Source organism: Salegentibacter sp. BDJ18 (genome assembly GCF_017579965.1).
Classification (GTDB): domain Bacteria; phylum Bacteroidota; class Bacteroidia; order Flavobacteriales; family Flavobacteriaceae; genus Salegentibacter.
Window position 1 is genome coordinate 134,680 of record NZ_JAFLQX010000025.1, and the last position, 17,642, is coordinate 152,321.

At 34.4% G+C, this 17,642-nt stretch carries 18 protein-coding genes and 1 tRNA gene; 10 read left to right on the plus strand and 9 right to left on the minus strand.

The window, feature by feature from the left end; genetic code table 11:
- Positions 1–31 precede the first annotated feature (31 nt).
- The 5 genes from J0871_RS14895 to xerA form a co-directional block, all read right to left on the minus strand.
- Positions 32–571: a helix-turn-helix domain-containing protein gene (locus J0871_RS14895; protein ID WP_208226037.1), complete on the minus strand. Its 540-nt coding sequence runs from the start codon at positions 569–571 to the stop codon at positions 32–34.
- Positions 572–756: 185 nt separating this feature from the next.
- On the minus strand, positions 757–1,854 hold the full coding sequence (locus tag J0871_RS14900; RefSeq protein ID WP_208226038.1) for a serine hydrolase domain-containing protein: 1,098 nt from the start codon (positions 1,852–1,854) through the stop codon (positions 757–759).
- Positions 1,855–1,986: 132 nt separating this feature from the next.
- Positions 1,987–2,886: a trypsin-like serine protease gene (locus J0871_RS14905; protein ID WP_208226039.1), complete on the minus strand. Its 900-nt coding sequence runs from the start codon at positions 2,884–2,886 to the stop codon at positions 1,987–1,989.
- 161 nt (positions 2,887–3,047) lie between these two features.
- Complete coding sequence (locus tag J0871_RS14910) at positions 3,048–4,304, minus strand: DUF6161 domain-containing protein (RefSeq protein ID WP_208226040.1); 1,257 nt, start codon at positions 4,302–4,304, stop codon at positions 3,048–3,050.
- An 83-nt stretch (positions 4,305–4,387) separates the two neighbouring features.
- Positions 4,388–5,512, minus strand: coding sequence for a site-specific tyrosine recombinase/integron integrase (gene xerA / locus J0871_RS14915; protein ID WP_208226041.1), 1,125 nt, complete (start codon positions 5,510–5,512; stop codon positions 4,388–4,390).
- A 96-nt stretch (positions 5,513–5,608) separates the two neighbouring features.
- On the opposite strand from xerA, the gene J0871_RS14920 reads away from it, so the two are divergent.
- Together J0871_RS14920 and J0871_RS14925 are read left to right on the plus strand one after the other, a co-directional pair.
- Positions 5,609–5,992 carry a hypothetical protein gene (locus J0871_RS14920; protein WP_208226042.1) on the plus strand — a complete coding sequence of 128 codons (384 nt, stop codon included), beginning with the start codon at positions 5,609–5,611 and terminating at the stop codon, positions 5,990–5,992.
- A gap of 942 nt (positions 5,993–6,934) precedes the next feature.
- Positions 6,935–7,291: a BfmA/BtgA family mobilization protein gene (locus J0871_RS14925; protein ID WP_208226043.1), complete on the plus strand. Its 357-nt coding sequence runs from the start codon at positions 6,935–6,937 to the stop codon at positions 7,289–7,291.
- Between the two features lie 116 nt (positions 7,292–7,407).
- On the opposite strand, the gene J0871_RS14930 is transcribed toward J0871_RS14925, so the two are convergent.
- Entirely contained in the window at positions 7,408–7,593 is a 186-nt protein-coding gene (locus J0871_RS14930; protein WP_208226044.1) for a hypothetical protein, read from the minus strand.
- A 398-nt stretch (positions 7,594–7,991) separates the two neighbouring features.
- Here J0871_RS14930 and J0871_RS14935 point away from each other — a divergent pair, with 398 nt between their 5' ends.
- Positions 7,992–8,282, plus strand: a complete 291-nt coding sequence (locus tag J0871_RS14935) for a helix-turn-helix domain-containing protein (RefSeq protein WP_243870514.1) — start codon at positions 7,992–7,994, stop codon at positions 8,280–8,282.
- A 4-nt stretch (positions 8,283–8,286) separates the two neighbouring features.
- Positions 8,287–9,036: a hypothetical protein gene (locus tag J0871_RS14940; protein WP_208226045.1), complete on the plus strand. Its 750-nt coding sequence runs from the start codon at positions 8,287–8,289 to the stop codon at positions 9,034–9,036.
- A 244-nt stretch (positions 9,037–9,280) separates the two neighbouring features.
- Here J0871_RS14940 and J0871_RS14945 read toward each other — a convergent pair whose 3' ends face one another.
- Together J0871_RS14945 and J0871_RS14950 are read right to left on the minus strand one after the other, a co-directional pair.
- Positions 9,281–10,519: a site-specific integrase gene (locus J0871_RS14945; protein ID WP_208226046.1), complete on the minus strand. Its 1,239-nt coding sequence runs from the start codon at positions 10,517–10,519 to the stop codon at positions 9,281–9,283.
- Between the two features lie 257 nt (positions 10,520–10,776).
- A tRNA-Ser gene (locus tag J0871_RS14950) sits at positions 10,777–10,861 on the minus strand.
- A 253-nt stretch (positions 10,862–11,114) separates the two neighbouring features.
- Here J0871_RS14950 and J0871_RS14955 point away from each other — a divergent pair.
- From J0871_RS14955 to J0871_RS14970, 4 genes are all read left to right on the plus strand, one after another.
- Positions 11,115–11,366, plus strand: a complete 252-nt coding sequence (locus J0871_RS14955) for a hypothetical protein (protein ID WP_208226047.1) — start codon at positions 11,115–11,117, stop codon at positions 11,364–11,366.
- Between the two features lie 136 nt (positions 11,367–11,502).
- Positions 11,503–11,652 carry a hypothetical protein gene (locus tag J0871_RS14960; RefSeq protein WP_208226048.1) on the plus strand — a complete coding sequence of 50 codons (150 nt, stop codon included), beginning with the start codon at positions 11,503–11,505 and terminating at the stop codon, positions 11,650–11,652.
- Between the two features lie 58 nt (positions 11,653–11,710).
- Positions 11,711–12,412: an SGNH/GDSL hydrolase family protein gene (locus J0871_RS14965; RefSeq protein ID WP_208226049.1), complete on the plus strand. Its 702-nt coding sequence runs from the start codon at positions 11,711–11,713 to the stop codon at positions 12,410–12,412.
- A gap of 205 nt (positions 12,413–12,617) precedes the next feature.
- Positions 12,618–13,622 carry a M28 family metallopeptidase gene (locus tag J0871_RS14970; RefSeq protein WP_208226050.1) on the plus strand — a complete coding sequence of 335 codons (1,005 nt, stop codon included), beginning with the start codon at positions 12,618–12,620 and terminating at the stop codon, positions 13,620–13,622.
- Positions 13,623–13,811: 189 nt separating this feature from the next.
- Here J0871_RS14970 and J0871_RS14975 read toward each other — a convergent pair whose 3' ends face one another.
- Entirely contained in the window at positions 13,812–15,662 is a 1,851-nt protein-coding gene (locus J0871_RS14975) for a fasciclin domain-containing protein (RefSeq protein ID WP_208226051.1), read from the minus strand.
- A 229-nt stretch (positions 15,663–15,891) separates the two neighbouring features.
- Between J0871_RS14975 and J0871_RS14980 the strand changes: the two genes are divergently transcribed.
- Together J0871_RS14980 and mnmA are read left to right on the plus strand one after the other, a co-directional pair.
- Complete coding sequence (locus tag J0871_RS14980; RefSeq protein ID WP_208226052.1) at positions 15,892–16,290, plus strand: lipocalin family protein; 399 nt, start codon at positions 15,892–15,894, stop codon at positions 16,288–16,290.
- A gap of 147 nt (positions 16,291–16,437) precedes the next feature.
- Entirely contained in the window at positions 16,438–17,628 is a 1,191-nt protein-coding gene (gene mnmA, locus J0871_RS14985) for a tRNA 2-thiouridine(34) synthase MnmA (protein ID WP_208226053.1), read from the plus strand.
- Positions 17,629–17,642 lie beyond the last annotated feature (14 nt).

A 17,642-nucleotide genomic window follows, 5' to 3' on the forward strand; every position in this document is an offset into this window, starting at 1 on the left:
TGACAATCAAACGACAATAAGCTGACAATTTTTATAAAAAACTAAAATTCAGACAAATAAAGAGTTTTTGGTTTTTATCAATTGAAATAGTATTTCTAACTATAATAAACAAGTTGACAAGTACAGAAAGTATGATTATTATGAGGGTCAATTGATTGCTTATATCGAACCATTTTCTCACAAATGGGCTTAATATGAAGCAAGTAAATGCAATTATTGTCCATAAAATTTGAATAGAAATGATTTGTTTTGTGACTTCGTTGATTTCTTTATTACGTTTCATAATGAAGAAAGGAAGTAGTATGTTAATCGGTGGAAGAACAATACCTACAATTGATGAAAGATTAATGATTTTGACCAATTTAAAATCGATGAGTTTAGTTTCTAATTTATTTTCTCTTAAATCATTTTCGGAAATCTTTAATACTTCTGACAATGTTCTCAAAGTATGTCCTTTTGGTTTTGCTCCAGATTCAATTCTTTGAATGGTACGGACTGATATGCCTGCCTTTTCAGCCAGTTCATCTTGTGTAAGATTAAGTTTTTCTCTATATTCAGAAAGTTTAGACATTTTTTAAATCAGTAGTTGGATTTTTCAATCATTAACGGTTTTTCGGGTATTGCACACAACGTCCCGTATAAAAACTGTGCGAGCTGGCGGGCGTGATTGTCCGCAGGACAATCCGCTAAGCAAACGAGCACAGACTAAGGATTAAGCACTATGATAGCATTGTTTTTATAAGTTGTTATACCAAGTTATTTCTCCTCCATTTTACCTGCTAGTAATTCTTTAAAGAAGTCAGATACCATTGCTTTCCCTGAATCCGTACTTGAATCTACGTTCGATAAAATTGTTATGGTATAATCTGATTCTGGTAAATAGATTATCTCACCACTGATTCCATACCATCCTCCGCTATGACCTAGAATAACTTCCTCATACCGTTGATCTATATCTATTCCATAGCCTAAATGTGTGTTATAACCTTTAACTCTTGGTTCGATCATTAAATCCAAAGTTTTTTTACTTATTAATTCGTCGTTGAAAAGTGCTTTGTTGAAATTGAATAAATCTTCGACAGTGGAATAATGAAAACCTCCAGGTGAAGCTTTTGATAAATAGAAAATATTATTCCTTAAGGGTTGGGTTGTATCACCGGCAAAAGTATAGCCATTAGCTTTATTTTCTATTATTGCTTCAACACCAAAAGCTGAAGTATTTGACATTTTAGCTTTTTGAAATATATTTTCTTTAAGGTAATCATAATAATTTGTGCCAGTAACTTCTTCTATAATTAATCCAAGTAATACATATCCAGCTGCATCATAATGGTATTCCGTTCCTGGCTCTGAAAGTAGGGTATCATTCACAAATAATGGTACAAAGTCCTTTACTTCTTCAAATCCAAATTTACATTTGTCTAAAAAGTTAGTTACATAAAAGTTGGGCAATCCAGCGGTATGAGTTAATAATTGAGATATGGTTACAGAATTTCTAACCTTCTCATTTGGGTAGTCTTTCAAATATTTTCCAATCGGTGTTTCTAAATCAATCTTCCCCTCTTCATATAGTTGAAGAATGGCAACTGCAGTAAATGTTTTTGTTATTGAAGCTATATTAAACTTTGTATCAATTTTATTTTTTACATCTAGTTCTTTACTAGCTAATCCATAAGCTCGTTTCTGGAGAATACTATCTCCTTTTGCTACCAATATTGTCCCTGAAAATTCTTCTCCAGTTAAATTACTTAAAAATAAATCTATTTTTTTATCGACCAAACGATTTTCTTGAGAATAGAAATTTTGAGTTGTGAAAATGAATAAAAGCAGAGTTAAGAATTTAAGATGTCGCATAGTTGATTTTCTTTTTAATAATTTGGTATAACGTCTCGTATAAAAACAGAGCTGGCGCGCGTGATTGTCCGCAGGACAATCCGCTGAGCAAGCGAGCACGGACTTTCGATTCAGTCAGGTTAAGCATTGTTTTTATATGTTGTTACATACAGTTTTCGATATCCATTCTTGAAACGGAGCTAATCGAGTCCATCTCATTGTTTGACCATAATGAATTGTTTTTTGAAATTGTCTGTGGTCAAATTGAGTGCCTTTATTAATAGCTATCAGTTCCATTCTATTGTTTTGGTTTTCTCTAAATAAACCACCTCCACTATCTCCTGCGGCACTTAAATATTCAAGTTCTCTAGGCGTGGGGCTGCCAAGCTTGTTTGCTCGAGGATCATCAGGAGAGTCGAAGTCGGAAAACAAATAAATTTTTAATCCATTTTCAGATAATCCGCCAATCGAATCAACTACGTTCTGTCCTGCTAATTTCTCCATTTTCATTGAAACATCTTCTTTGTCTGCCACACCTGATGCTCCGTATCCTACACCTGTGACATTAGAATTTATCTCATCTGTTGAAAAACTTAGGTTGGCAGGTTCAATGTTTTTTACAGGTTTCTTTAATTTTAAAAGAACTAAGTCGTATTCTCCCCTGTCAATATCAGAAAGGTACTTAGGGTGCACTATCACTTCATCTACAGAAAGACGTTTATTATCTAATCTTACAAATAAACTATCAGATTTTACCACTCGATGATTAATTGGAACATTAGCGTAAAATATTTGCCCATTATTATTTATTGTATCTATTCGCGTATCGCTCTCAATAACATTATGCGCTGCTGTTAAGACATATTTATCGGAAATTAACACGGCAGAACCGGAAAAATAGGTATTAATCCAAATTTCACCAACACTTTGAAATTCTGCGCGTTTAGCAAGCTCGATATATTTTTCTTTATCCACATCGTGTCGGATTATTCCAGAAATTAAAACTGGAAATATGGCTAGTATTAAAAGTTTTAGAATGTTGTTTTTTATCATTTTAGTTGTTTTAAAATTGTATGTAACGGTCTCGTATAAGATTAGTTGCGTGGTTTAAGTTACTAATTTAGCAAATAAAAACCGAATAGAAAATCTGCGAGGATTTTCGTAAGTAGGCTAAAACCAAGCAATTAATTTTATACATTGTTGGCAACTGGCTTTTAATTTCCACCAAATATTTTTGTACTAATATCGTTCGGCATTGCTGGTCCAGAATCGCCTTTTAATAATCCAGTATCTGCTCTACTAAACAGTGATTGCATAATTAAAGACTTTTCTTTTTCATCAACTGCTGAATCTTTAATTAGTGATAAATACACATATGTCAATTGTTCTCTTTCTTCTGCATCTCTCGCAAGGTGAAATGAACTAAAAGCAACTTTATTTAATGCACGTATTCCAAATGCTAAAAATGAAATAAATGTTACATAGATAATAGACCATTTAATTGCACTTGCTTGCCCTTTTATAAAGCTCAATAACATTCCGTCTGGTGTTAGCCATAATAATAGATACAATGTAACGCACGCAAATGCAACTAAACCAACTAACCAATAAATAGCTTTCCATCCCTCTTTATTAAGTTTTGTTGCTCTTTGATTCCAATATTCAGCTGGCTTTTTCAATCTCAATAATTCCTCATAAGTATGCTCTAAATCTGTAATTTTTTCCTTTGAAGAGGTATCGAATTCAGTAAACTCTTTTTTAGATTTAACAAACCAATCATCAAAATTCGTTTCTTTTTCAGTTTTTAGGTCGTCAATTTTTCGTGTGTAATTATCAAACTCAACATTGGCAGATTTTAGATGTTCTGATAAATGAGTTTCGCTTTCAGATAGCTGATTTCTAAAGTCATTTCTTAAACGACCAATTGAAGATTTTTCCTTGTTTCTACGTTTGGTTAATTCCGTATAATCTTTTAATTCAAATTCATAAGCTAAAATATGTCCAATCATTGAATCTTTATTGGAAATATTATAATTACCCATTATAAAATTATAAGCTCCAGAATAATATTTAGGAACTTCTCTATGAATTTTAATTAGAAATTCAGATTGTGGTGAATCGTAAACGAATAGATTTTTATTGTTTTGAATTTGGTTTTTTTCCGAATTCCAGTAGCTGTTTAATTGGCTTTCGTTATAATTTTGGTTAATAACGTAAGCATTTATATAGTTTTCTAGTCTTGTTTTAAAATTTGAAAACTGTTTTTTTGATGCTTTTAGTTCATTTGGTATGTTTTCTCCGAATTTTGACCATCCATCAATTTGTTGTTCTAAAAATTTAAAAACACTACTAAATCCAGTTAAAGTTTGGTCAAAGTCCAAATGTGGATATACAATTTGTAAGTTTACAGAATTCAACCAATCAGAATATTCAGAATCAGCAATTATTTTTCTTATTTCGATTGTTGTCATTCAGTTAGTATTGTTTTTTTAGCTTGTTGCCAACGTATGTATAAATGCAGTATTACATTTATATCTATTATGTCTTTACCTGACTAATCTAGTGGATTTTTGATCTTTAAAAAAATATTTGTAGCCACGTGCGTATAAATTTCTGTGGTTTTGGTGCTTCTATGTCCTAGCAGTACCTGGATATATCGTAAATCGGTTCCATTCTCTAAAAGATGGGTTGCAAAGGAATGTCGTAACATATGAGGTGTCACTCGCTTCTTGATCTTCGCTTTTTCAGCAGCATTTCTCACTATACAAGAAACACTTTCGGGACTATAGGCTTTCCTGCCCGGGCCTTCAAACAAAAAATTAGTCGGTCGCCATTCTTTATAGTATTTTCGTAGATCACCAAGTAATTTTTCGCTTAGGATTGTAAACCTATCTTTATTTCCCTTCCCCGATCTTACCTTAATCACCATCCTCTTACTATCAATATCTTCCAATTTTAAATTTAAGAGTTCAATTCTTCTTAAACCGGCCGAATAAAGCAGGCTTACAATACATCGGTGCTTAATATTATTCGTATTCTCAATAATAGCAACTATTTCTTCTTTAGCAAGCACTTTAGGCAGTTGTTCTATAGGTCTTGGACGTTCTATGGCATAAAACCTATTGGGCATTTCCAGTACTACTTCATAATAGAATTTAATAGCATTAATGGCCTGGTTAATATAAGAATGAGAGAAATCCTCTCGTATCAATTTCTGAAGATATAATCTTACATCTTCTTCATTCAAATCCTTTATCTCCCTATTACTATAATGATTTATGAATGTTTCGAAACAAGAAACATAGGTTTTGATCGTACTATTGGCATACCGCTTTAATTCTAACTTTTTCAGGTAACTTCCAGGGCAATATCGCTTTCCGCTTACCTCTTCCCTATTTTGCAGTTGTTGAATGTTCACAGGTTCTTCCTCGCGTCCAAAACTGGCCTTAGCATAAAAATGATTACAATTGATCCAGGCAACCCCACGGAAGGTCCTAAATATAAGTTCAAGGTTCTCGGGTGAGTTTAAAATATAATTCATGCGAAACTTCTCACTCCATTGTATATCTGGTAAGTTGTCCACCATCGCCTGCACTACTTTATCGCTGAAGAATTTTAATCCTATACATTTTTCCTTATCAATGATTAAATTCTTTAGAGTAATATACTTCCTATCCATATTGCCTGCTCATTTATTGGTATATAAATGTAAACAGACTTAAACCCTAAAACGTTTATTATCCGTATATTATACGACTAAAACGGCTTTTTAATTATGGAGACTGAAAAATATTGCCTGGCCTGTAATAAAAAATTGGAGGGCCGTCCAGATAAAAAGTTCTGCGATCCCTATTGCAAAAGTGCCTGGCATTATCAAAAAACCAAAGAAGGAGCTGCAGGTTTTTATGCAAAGGTAGATCGCCAGTTAAAAACCAATAGACGAATTCTAAAAAGCTTCAACAAAGCAGGGAAAGCTACGGTTAGAGCTGACATTTTAAAACAACACGGCTTCGATCCTAATTTCTTTACACATTTCTGGAAAAACAGCAAAAAGGAAGTTTACCTCTTTGTATATGAATTTGGTTTTCTTACCAGGTATGAAAACGGAAAAAAGAAATATGTTCTTGTAACCTGGCAAAACTATATGGAAAAAAGATAAAACTCAGATTTTCATTAGTTAGATGAATAAGTTTATCAGCAGTAATTCCTTCCAAATTGATACATTATTGTAAAAAAACACATGGCTTCGCCGCCGTCAATTACATTAATGCATTTGAGTAATATTGTAATCTTCTAATTTTAATTCCCCGGTATAATATTGTTCCCATTCCAAATAGGAAATAATTTATATCTAAAAAACTCTAAATACTTTGGAAATCTTATCTATCTAAGGTTTGATTTCATTCTATGCGAGTTCTCTTTAAAATTAAAATAGTAGGGAATCCAAAGCTATAAATTATCCGTTCGTAGTTTAAGAAGTTCATTCTATAGTTATTAACAATATATTAAGAATAAAATAGAGAATTAAATAATTTTTGGAGTTAAATGAGCGGTTTTCACTCCATTCAGCACTTTAGTCCTACGTACCTCCAGGCTAAAGAGCTTCATTCACTGGCACCTGACACAAGCGAAAAACCTTCACCTTCCATTTCGCTTCTTCCGCAGAAATGACGGAAACGCTTCATTCCAGGATCTGGTTTTCCACTTAAGTCCTTTTATTAGATTACATAAAAATCAATTCCGCTTTCAGCTTCCTTCCTCCTTTTCATTTTACAGAATTCTCAATTATTTCCCCTTATACCTATAATTAATTTCAAAGATTTTCTTTTCCAATCATAAAAAATGAGATTCGATTTCTCAGTAATTAAAGAGCTATTAAATTCTATTTAATAGTTGAAATTTTTGTCCCTGTGGGACGAAAAGGTAAAGCAAGAGGGTAACGGGCAGAGCCGCGTTACGCTTACCTTTTCTGATTTAATTATCTGTTTACCAAGTGATTAAAAACGATAGAGATATTATAAAATTCTGGATTTACTGGTTTTGGGCTTGAATCCCCAATAAAATGGTTCAAAAAACCAGTAAACCTCAAAAAAATGAAATTATGAAGGAGGTTAAGAACATTACCATCGAAAAGAAAATAGCCGAACGCTTTCAACAATTTTCCAGGACTCATTACAAAACACATTCTGAAGCATTGGCCGGAATGCTGGATTTTTTCTTTTACAACGAGATTTCTCCCAAAGAAAATTTTGGACCTACCGGCAGGAGGATTGAAAATATCATTAAGAAAAGAATCAATGCAGTGATCGCCATAACGAAGGATATGGAGAAGAATAAAGTAAACCCCACTTTGGCAATTTTGATGTCAATTATGGAAGCTGCAGATCCTAAAAATAATTACGCAAATCGTATAAGGGATTATGAACAAGACGATACCCATCCTGATTTTTATAAATAATTCCCCGATCCAGATTTTAGTCCTTTTTCTTTTAAAACCTTTTTTTACCGTCTTCCCTTTTGCTGCTCAAGGAACAAGCTTTGAAATTAACCGGAGCGCATAAACCGCTGGGCTATTTATAGCTCCTCTATAATTTCAAAGCCTGAAGATATAGCGGCATCAAAAGGTAATGCGAAGGCGCTGAAAGAAGTAAATGAATTTAAAGAACGGAAATTATCATTCTTTTCTACTTTTTCGCTCTTTTTGACGTCCAAAAGGAAAATGCTCCAGATGAAAAAAGTAAATGGTTTTAAAGCCATCATTTTATTTAGTGTCTTTTGGTTGAATTTGTGATCTTGAAGGCTGATTTTTAAGTTTTACATTATCAAAATATCACAAATGGCATCAAATTTAATGCTCCCAAAAAAATCACACTTAAGTGTTTTAAAATCAAAATATTATTTAATTTTAAATAGCTGAAATTTTAGCCATTATAGTACTCTTTTGTCCATAATATTTGATTTGACTTCGCTGACAAGAGTACTTATCTAAAAATCTTTTTAGGAATTTATTGTCTTTTAAACCGGTATTGGTTTAAAGCAGGATTGTACAAAATATTTGTCCTGGGACAAATATTGAGGATATGATTAATCCTGGTAAGGAACGATTTCAGAGAAGACACTTATCGATTCAAAAAATGTAATGACAAACTGATGAAATTATGAAAACAAACAAGCATCCATTTTTAGTAAGTATGCATTCCCTGGAAGCTAAGATAGAAGAGCTTACCAGGGAATTCAAACTACGGCAAATTAAAGATCCCGGAATTATTCTACTGGATAATGCCGATTTTATTCAGCTATTTAAAATAAGCGCTAAAACGGCGCAAAACTGGCGGGAAGAAGGACTTATTGAATTTGCTCAGGTGAAAGGAAAGATCTATTACAGCCTGAAGGATATTAAAGATTTTATCAATCGGCATAGAAAAAGTAGGGTCTGTTCTAATTCTTAGCAAAATGACTTCGGAAATCTCAGTTCCCATTCAGCTATTTATAGACGCACAGCAACAAGGCTATGCAAAAAAGCTACAATTCTTTTTGGCCTTAAAACTGCTCTATAAATGCGGAAAGACAAAACTTGATAATGAGGAACTCCTATTTCTGGAACTCACTGAAGAAATCAGCTCCCGAAAAACTACCATAAAGTATATCCAATTCCTGATAGAAAAAGGATGGCTGAAATACAACACAAAAACCGGGTATTATATCATTAAATCCTTTGAAAGAACAAGAAGCGATAATAACTGGAAAGTCAGGCTTTCCTATCCGGTGGATTTTGATTCCTATCGAAACATTAAAGCTATTACAGGGGCCATTATTTATGGATATCTACATAAAGACTTCTGGAGAAAAGTAAGGAGAAAGAAAAGCGTACAGATAAAAGGCAGTACCTATCATTTTCTATCTCCTCACTTCAATTATAAAGAAGCACCCGCTCCCCTTTCTGTATTAGGCATTGGTAATATCTTTCATATCTCACCGGCAACTGCATGCAGGCTTAAAAATTGTGCCCAAAAGCAAAAATTGCTGGAGGTTAAAAAGAATTATGAGGCATTTATTCCTAACAAAAAAGCTATGGAGCTCTGCTTAGACTACAATGATAAGCCGAACAATATTGTCTTTGTAGAAGGAAACTACCGTTTTCAGCTAATTGATACTATTTGCCCTCTTTTTCTTTTTAAAAGGCGGCAAAAGCTGAAAACATAAAGGAAAGGTTTATGGAAAGGATTAAAATTATAAAACTTACTGGCCAAAGTTTGATATGTTTAAAGCGCGATAGCGCCTTTGTTTATTTTTTAGAACATAGGAGAACCAAAGCTACTTCAAAGCTCGTTTTTAGCTAGTACCCTACCTGTTTTCTACTAGTCCATTTTTTGGACTAGTTAAAAGGAACACCTCTATACTTTGATCGCCAGATTAGTTCAAGTAATAAGCCGATATAAAACCTTAATTAGCCCTTGCCCCAGAAATTTTTGGATATTAAATGATCTTTCAGAACAGCCATATCATCACTGACCTTTTTATCCAAAATCTTCGCATAATGTTGTGTAGTCTGCAGGTTTTTATGCCCCAGCATTTTACTAACACTCTCAATAGGGACTCCGTTAGATAGTGTTACAGTTGTAGCAAAGGTATGCCTGGCCAAATGAAATGTCAGGTTTTTATTGATGCCACAGAGATCTGCTATTTCCTTAATATAAGCATTCGTTTTTTGATTGCTGAAAATTGGAAGTAAACGCTTCTCACTTACCTTGGGGTGCGAAGAATATTTTTCCAATATAGCCTCTGCTACCGGAAGAATTGGAACACTGCATCTGGTCTTGGTCTTTGTTCTCTTAGTTTTTATCCATCTCTTACCATCAATACCAATAACCACATCTTTTTCTGAGAGTTTTTTTACCTCAGCATAACTAAGCCCTGTGAAACAACTAAACGTAAAAATATCTTTAATCAAACCCAGCCGCTCGTTTTTAATTTCTTTTGATATCAAAGCCTGAAGTTCCCCTTCTGTTAGAAACTCCCGGTCTACTATTTTTAATTTACCTTTCCAATTCTGAAAAGGGTCTTTTGTTATCCATTCGTTGGATAATGCTATACGAATGATTTTTTTAAAATTTGTCACGTATTTAATGGCTGAATTATGCGCACAGTTTCTTTCAGTTTTTAAATAATATTCAAACCCGGTAATAAATTTGAGATTTACATCTTTTACGGGAATATCAGAAGTTTTGTACTCCTTCTTTATATAATTTTCTACATGCTTTTTAGCCGTTCTATATCTTTCAGCCGTTCCTGCGGCAAAATCTTTACCTACAAGTCTATTCATACGATCATTATGCTCCTGGAAAATATCTAGAAGCATCTTTTCCTGGTCTTCTCTTTTTTTGTCTTTTCCTAAAAATGTGTCCACCAAGTCCTGAGCAGTAAACTTCGTTCCCTTTTCTAAAAGTTTTTGATGAGATATATAGAGGTCGTTTTCAACTTTGGATAAATATCTATTCAGAATTTTCGCTTTCTCAGTATTCCCCTTGGCCCTTCCTGCTGAAGAATTCCAATCTTCAGTGGAAATTTTTCTACGAAGACTAGTGGCTGCTCGCTTACCTCTTAGTGTGACGCGAAGGTAGATTGGTGATAAAGAATTTTTTGCGCCACCTCTTAGATAAAAAATATGGAAGAAATTTGTATCCATGACTTTAGATTTTTTAGATTAATACATTTCTAAAGTACGAAATTATATCAATCATAAAACACTAAAAATCAAAATGTTAAAATATTTTTGTAGGAATATTCATCATAAAGGTGTCACTAATTTCAGTTATTCAAGTGACACCGAATTTGACACCTCCTAGCTTGATATTCTTTGGTATTTTTTGAAATATTGAAAAATAAAAAAGCCCCAAAACCATAGGGTTTGGGGCTTTTTGTGATATTTTGTAAGATAAGTTGCGGAGGAAGAGGGATTCGAACCCCCGGACCTGTTACAGTCAACAGTTTTCAAGACTGCCGCAATCGACCACTCTGCCATTCCTCCAATAAAATGCTAAGCTTTTCTGCTTAGCGGATGCAAATATAACAAGCTTTTACAAAAACACACAAGCTTTTCTATAAGTTTTTTCAGGCTTTTCACAAACCACCTAATTATCAGCCTTTAGCATATTTAATATTTCTTTAGCCCTAAAGTCCCTAATAATTTCTACATTACTGTTTATTAAGCTTTAACCTCTTTTAAAAAATAAAAACCAGTATATTTTTAAAAGTCTGATGCATTATAATTCAATATTTTTATGAGAAAATTGTCATCACCTATTCATCTCCTTTCCTTAATATTTCTTTTGTCCTTTTTAGATAAAGACGCCCAGGAACGCTCAAACAAATTAAATAACCAAGAATTAACATCCAGTAATTTATACACCTCACGATACAAAGCACAAAATACTTTTGATGGCTTAGGCTATTATAAATTAAACAATCAAACATTTAATTATGAAACCGATAAACTTCTAATCACTTTAAGCGCAGCAAAACACTATTTTTAATAACAAAGCTCCCGGATTTCACGGCAGCTTTAGTGCCAATTTTGAAAACAAATTTAACCAGCGGTTTAGCTTTTATCTTTTTGGCCGATATTTAACTCCGTCCTTTAATCATGAAGAACGAATCAGCACTCCACATATGGATCTTCTGTATCCTCAAACAGAAGTTGGTGCCGGGCTAAGAGGAAATTTTAATAATGTAAATATAGATGTTGGGGCAAGTACCATTTTTGGCAATCAACCCGAGATAAACACTTTATTGCGTACAAAGGTATCGGTGGGGTTTTAATACTTTTTTTGATTAAATTTTTGAGACAGAATAAATTCAATTTTATACTTTTAAACTTATGAAAAAAGTAATTTTAATTTCTGTTGTAATCCTTTTAAGCAATTTCTCATTTTCGCAAAAAACAGAATACCCTGAACTTATGGAACAGGATTGGGCCAATCTTAAAAAGTATAAAACTGAAAATGAAAAAATAATTGAAACTAAAAATTATCCCGATGTGGTCTTTATGGGTAATTCCATAACCGAAGACTGGGTAAATGCACAGCCGCAATTCTTCGAGAAAAATAATTTCGGCGGCCGCGGAATAAGTGGACAAACAACCCCACAAATGCTTATTCGGTTTATGCCAGATGTGGTAGCACTTAACCCCAAAGCGGTAGTAATTCTTGCTGGCACCAACGACATAGCGGGAAACACTGGATTTTCTTCCGTAGAAATGATTACCAATAACATTAAGGCAATGGCACAACTTGCCCAGGCCAATAATATTAAAGTTATTCTTGCTTCTATCCTACCCGTTTACGATTATCCCTGGCGCCCCGGATTGGAACCAGTTCAAAAAATAGCCGAAATCAATACCTGGTTAGCAAAATTTGCCGGGGAAAATAACCATACTTATCTAGATCTTTTTACGCCGCTAAAAGATAAAAAAGAAGGTTTACCCAAACAATATTCAGAAGATGGGGTTCACCCAAATCTAGCAGGTTATAAAGTTATGGCTCCACTTACAAAAGAAACAATAGAAAAAGTACTAAACTAGCAACAATCACTGGAAAAGCTAATTAAGAATTATGGGAAATATATTCCCAAGTAAATCTTAATTTATATAGATCTCCATTGTCGTTGGGAAAAGAATTTTTTGAAGACCTCTCTGAAAATTAATCTGAAACTGCTATCTTGCTGCGACTTTAATAAAAACTTCGGGATTATTTAACGAAGTATCTAATAAAAAAATTACATAAACTATGAAAAAAATGCTTTTAGTGGCCGTAACTGCCGGAGTGGTAGCCTGTGGCACACAAAAAAATGTTGAAAATGCAAACCCGATGGAGTATGCTGAAACCATTACAACATCTGAATTACAAAATAATCTTACCACTTTTGCAAGTGACGAGTACGAAGGTAGAAATACCGGAGAACCGGGACAGAAAAAAGCAGCCGAATTTATTGTAAATGAATATCAAAAAATGGGGATTGAAGCGCCAGAAGGATATTCAAACTACTACCAGGAAATTCCAACTGAATTCTTTAATGGAAAGCTTAAAGCTTCAGAAAATGTATTGGGATATATTAAGGGAAGTGAAAAACCTGAAGAAATCTTAGTGATCACCTCACATTACGATCACGTAGGTGTAGATGATGAAGGGAATATTTTTAATGGAGCAGACGACGGTGGTTCTGGCCCAATGGCTATCCTGGAAGTTGCTGAGGCGTTTAAAGAAGCTCAAAAAGATGGATATACTCCTAAAAGATCTATCCTTTTTATCCATTTAACCGGTGAAGAAAAAGGCCTTTTAGGCTCAAAATATTATGTAGAAAATCCTGTATTTCCTTTAGCTAATACCGTTGCCAATCTTAATATGGATATGATTGGCCGTATAGACAAGGATCACGAAGGGAACGATAATTATATTTACCTTATAGGAAGTGATAAATTAAGTACAGATCTTCACGAACTTAGTGAAAATGTGAATTCAGAATATATGAATATGGAACTGGATTATACTTATAATGATGAAAATGATCCTAACCGTTTTTATTACCGAAGTGACCATTACAACTTCGCGAAAAATAATATTCCGGTAATTTTTTACTTTAACGGGGTTCACCCAGATTATCACAAACCAACAGATACCGCTGAAAAAATTGAATATGAAGCTTTAAAGAAAAGAGCACAATTAGTTTTTCTTACTGCCTGGGAAATCGCTAACCGCGATGAAAGACTGGTTGTAGATAAAGCTGAAGAATAAATTTTCTTTCGTCAAGCTGAGCTTGTTTCAGCTTCTAACTTGTTTTTATTGACAATTTAGATCTCCGAAAATTTCGGAGCAGGCTCTGAAATAAATTCAGGATGACATTTAAAACTTTTAAGTACCAACTAAAAAAGCCCCAGAAATTAATTTCCCGGGGCTTTTACCTTTTATTAAATCAATCAAAAATTATTCAGCAGGAAGCAGAACAGTATCTAGCGCGTGAATTACACCATTGGTAGCCTGAACATCGGCTGCGATAACTGTGGCAGTTCTTTCCCTTTCATCAGTAATAACTACATTATCTCCCAGGTTTACGGTAAATTCACCTCCCTGTAAAGTTTCTACCATCATATCATCAGATAGATCTCCAGATCTTACGTTTGCTCCGGCAACTACGTGGTAGTTTAAAACAGCTTCCAAAGTTGCAGCATCAATATCTGCAAGAGAATCAACTCCAAGTTCATCTAATAATGCAACAAAAGCATCATTTGTAGGAGCGAAAACAGTAAAAGGAGCAGGATCTTCACTCATCATAAGTGTTTCAACAAATGTAAAAGACTCTTCTCTTGTTAGGGCCTGTACAAGAACATCAAAATTAGGATCGGCAGTGGCAAAAGTTGTTACATCTGGTAAGCCAATTACAGCATCTACCGCGTGAATTACACCATTATCAGCTTCAACATCTGCAGTGGTTACAGAAGAAATTCCATTAATCGTTACTCCGTCTTCAGTATTAATATACATACTTAAAGGTTCTTCTGAAGCTCCCCATACGGCCAAACCTGGAATATAACCTGTACTTAGATCACCAGACATAATTGTACCCGGTTGAACGTGGTTTAATAGTACCTGGGTTAATAAGGCTTCAGGTACTTCATCAAGACTATTGAATCCGTTATCATTCAAAAAGGCTGTAAAAGCAGCGTTATCAGGAGCAAAAACAGTATACTCATCGGTACCGGTAAAGGTTGAAGTTAAACCTGTCTTTTCTAAAGCAACAAGTAAAGAAGAATAATTCTCGTTTCCGGCTACGAAATCTGCGATAGTATTTGTTTCTATTTCAATCGCATCATTTTCAGGAAGAAGTACAGTATTTAAAGCGTGAATTACACCATTATTCGCCTGAATATTGGTAGCGATAATTGTTGCTGTTCTTCCATTTTCATCAGTAATAGTTACATTATCTCCCAGGTTGATAGTGAAACTTCCTGTTTCAAGAGTTTCTACCATCATACCATCACTAAGATCACCTGCACGAACATTTGAACTGGCAACTACGTGGTAGGTTAAAATACTTGATAAAAGATCGGCTGGAATATCACCCAAACCTGCTAACTCTAACTCGGCAAGTACATCAGCGAAAGCAGCATTAGTAGGGGCAAAAACAGTAAATGGTGCCGGGGCGTCTGTCATCATTAAAGTTTCTACAAACGTAAACGACTCATCTGCAGTAAGCGCCTGTACAAGAATATCAAAATTAGGATCGGCAGTGGCAAAAGTGGTAATATCAGGCAGTCCAATAACAGCATTAACAGCGTGAATCACTCCATTGTCTACTTCAACATCGGCAGTTGTTACGGTTGAAACTCCGTTAATCATTACCCCGTCGTCGGTATTAATATAAAGGCTCAAAGGTGAATCTGAAGCCATACCGGTAGCCATACTTTCAATATAGCCGGTAGAAAGCGCACCAGAGGTGATTTCACCTTCCTGAACGTGGTTTAAAAGAATTTCTGTTAAAACATCTGTGGGCACTTCATCAAGACTACTGAATCCGTTAGCCGATAAAAATGAATTAAAGGCAGCGTTATTTGGGGCAAAAACTGTGTAATTAGCAGAGCCATCTAAAGTAGCATCCAATCCGGTTACTTCTAAAGCAGCTTGTAAAGAAGAATAATCATCATTTTCGGCCACAAAATCAGCAATTGTGTTTGTTGGCATAATAACATCTCCTCCGTCGTCATCGTCACTACAGGAAAAGAGACCAAAAGCCAGGAATGCCAGTAGGGCAAGTTTTGTAAATTTAATAGTTTTCATAGTTCTAATTTTTTGTTATAGCGTAAAAGTAAACGAGAAACCCATTATTAATTGTTTAATGTTTGTTAATTATTTTGAGACAATAGTTAAATATTTAATCAAAATATATTTTGTTTAAACAAATCAACAAATACGTTTTAGCAATTTTATACAATAATTAATCCTTATTTACGCTTAATTCTATTACTTACTTAAAATTGTATATTTACAAAAGATAAAAACCTACGTTATGAAGAAACTTTTTTTAATGCTTTTTAGTATTGCCCTATTAACCTCCTGCAGTGAAGATGATGATGCTAATGGAGATGGTGATCCTATTCTTGGCACCTGGTATGTAGTTGAATTAGAAAATGAATTTTCTGATGATGAATTAAGTCAATGCAATCTTAATTCTAATATTACTTTCCAAGCCAACAATACGGCAAATTCCGAAGTTTATGAGGAGGTTGAAGGTGAATGTCTGTCAGAAACTAGTACGGCAGATTGGGAAAGAAATAGTAATGGCCAGTATACTTTCAATTTACCTTTCTTTGGTAGACAAACGGGAAATGTTGAATTTTCAGGAGACAGTCGCTTTATATTTTCAGTCCCCTCATTACCTGGTGTTAGCCTAACCTTCGAAAAATAATCGATAAATATTATTATTATTTAATGGGTGGCTTGTGCTGCCCATTATTATTTTACTACATTTTCCCAATAAACCTTTCTCCTAAAATTTCGTAATTTTGCACTCCCTTTTCCGACTTTATGCAGAAAGGATTTCAATTATAGGTTTATGAAAAAGAAAGTAGTCGTAGGTTTATCGGGCGGAGTAGATTCCAGTGTGTCAGCGTATCTTTTGCAACAGCAGGGTTACGATGTAATTGGCCTTTTTATGAAAAACTGGCACGACGATTCGGTAACTATTTCTGACGAATGCCCCTGGCTGGATGACAGCAATGATGCTATGATGGTAGCCGATAAACTGGGAATTCCTTTTCAAACCGTAGATCTTAGCGAACAGTATAAAGAACGTATCGTTGATTATATGTTCAATGAATACGAACGTGGCCGTACGCCAAATCCCGATGTTCTTTGTAACCGCGAGATCAAATTCGATGTTTTTATGAAAATTGCCCTTTCATTAGGTGCCGATTATGTCGCTACCGGTCACTATTGCCGAAAAGGAGAAATTCAGGAAAACGGGGAAACCATTTATCAATTACTTTCCGGAAAAGACAATAATAAAGACCAGTCTTATTTTCTTTGTCAGCTAACGCAAGAGCAGCTTTCAAAAACCTTATTTCCCATAGGCGAATTACAGAAATCTGAAGTAAGAAAAATTGCTTCAGAACAAAACCTGGTTACTGCCGATAAAAAGGATTCGCAAGGATTATGTTTTATAGGAAAAGTAAGATTACCAGATTTTCTTCAGCAAAAATTACAACCTAAAGAAGGCAAGATCATAGAAATTGAAGCCGAAAAAGACTTATTTTCTGCTGAAATTCCTGAATTCAGCAACAAAAAAGAAGAACTCGATTTTCTGGCAAAAAAATATGAGTATTCTACTGCAGATGGAAAAGTTGTTGGAAAACACCAGGGCGCTCATTATTTCACCAAAGGACAGCGAAAAGGCCTTGCCGTAGGTGGAACTCCAGAACCACTGTTTGTAATAGATACCGACGTGGTGGATAATGTAATTTATACCGGACAGGGAAAAAATCACCCGGGAATTTATAGAAAAGGACTTTTTATCAATAAGGACGAAGTGCATTGGGTTAGAAAAGACCTTGCAATAAATACTGATGAAACTTTAAAGGTAAAAGCCAGAATCCGCTATCGCCAACCCTTACAAGATGCAACATTGCATCAAACCGAGGCTGGAATGTATGTGATTTTTGATGAACCTCAAGCTTCAATTACCGAGGGTCAATTTGTAGCCTGGTATGAGGGCGAAGAATTATTAGGTTCGGGGGTTATTTCTTAAATTCGAGGAAAATT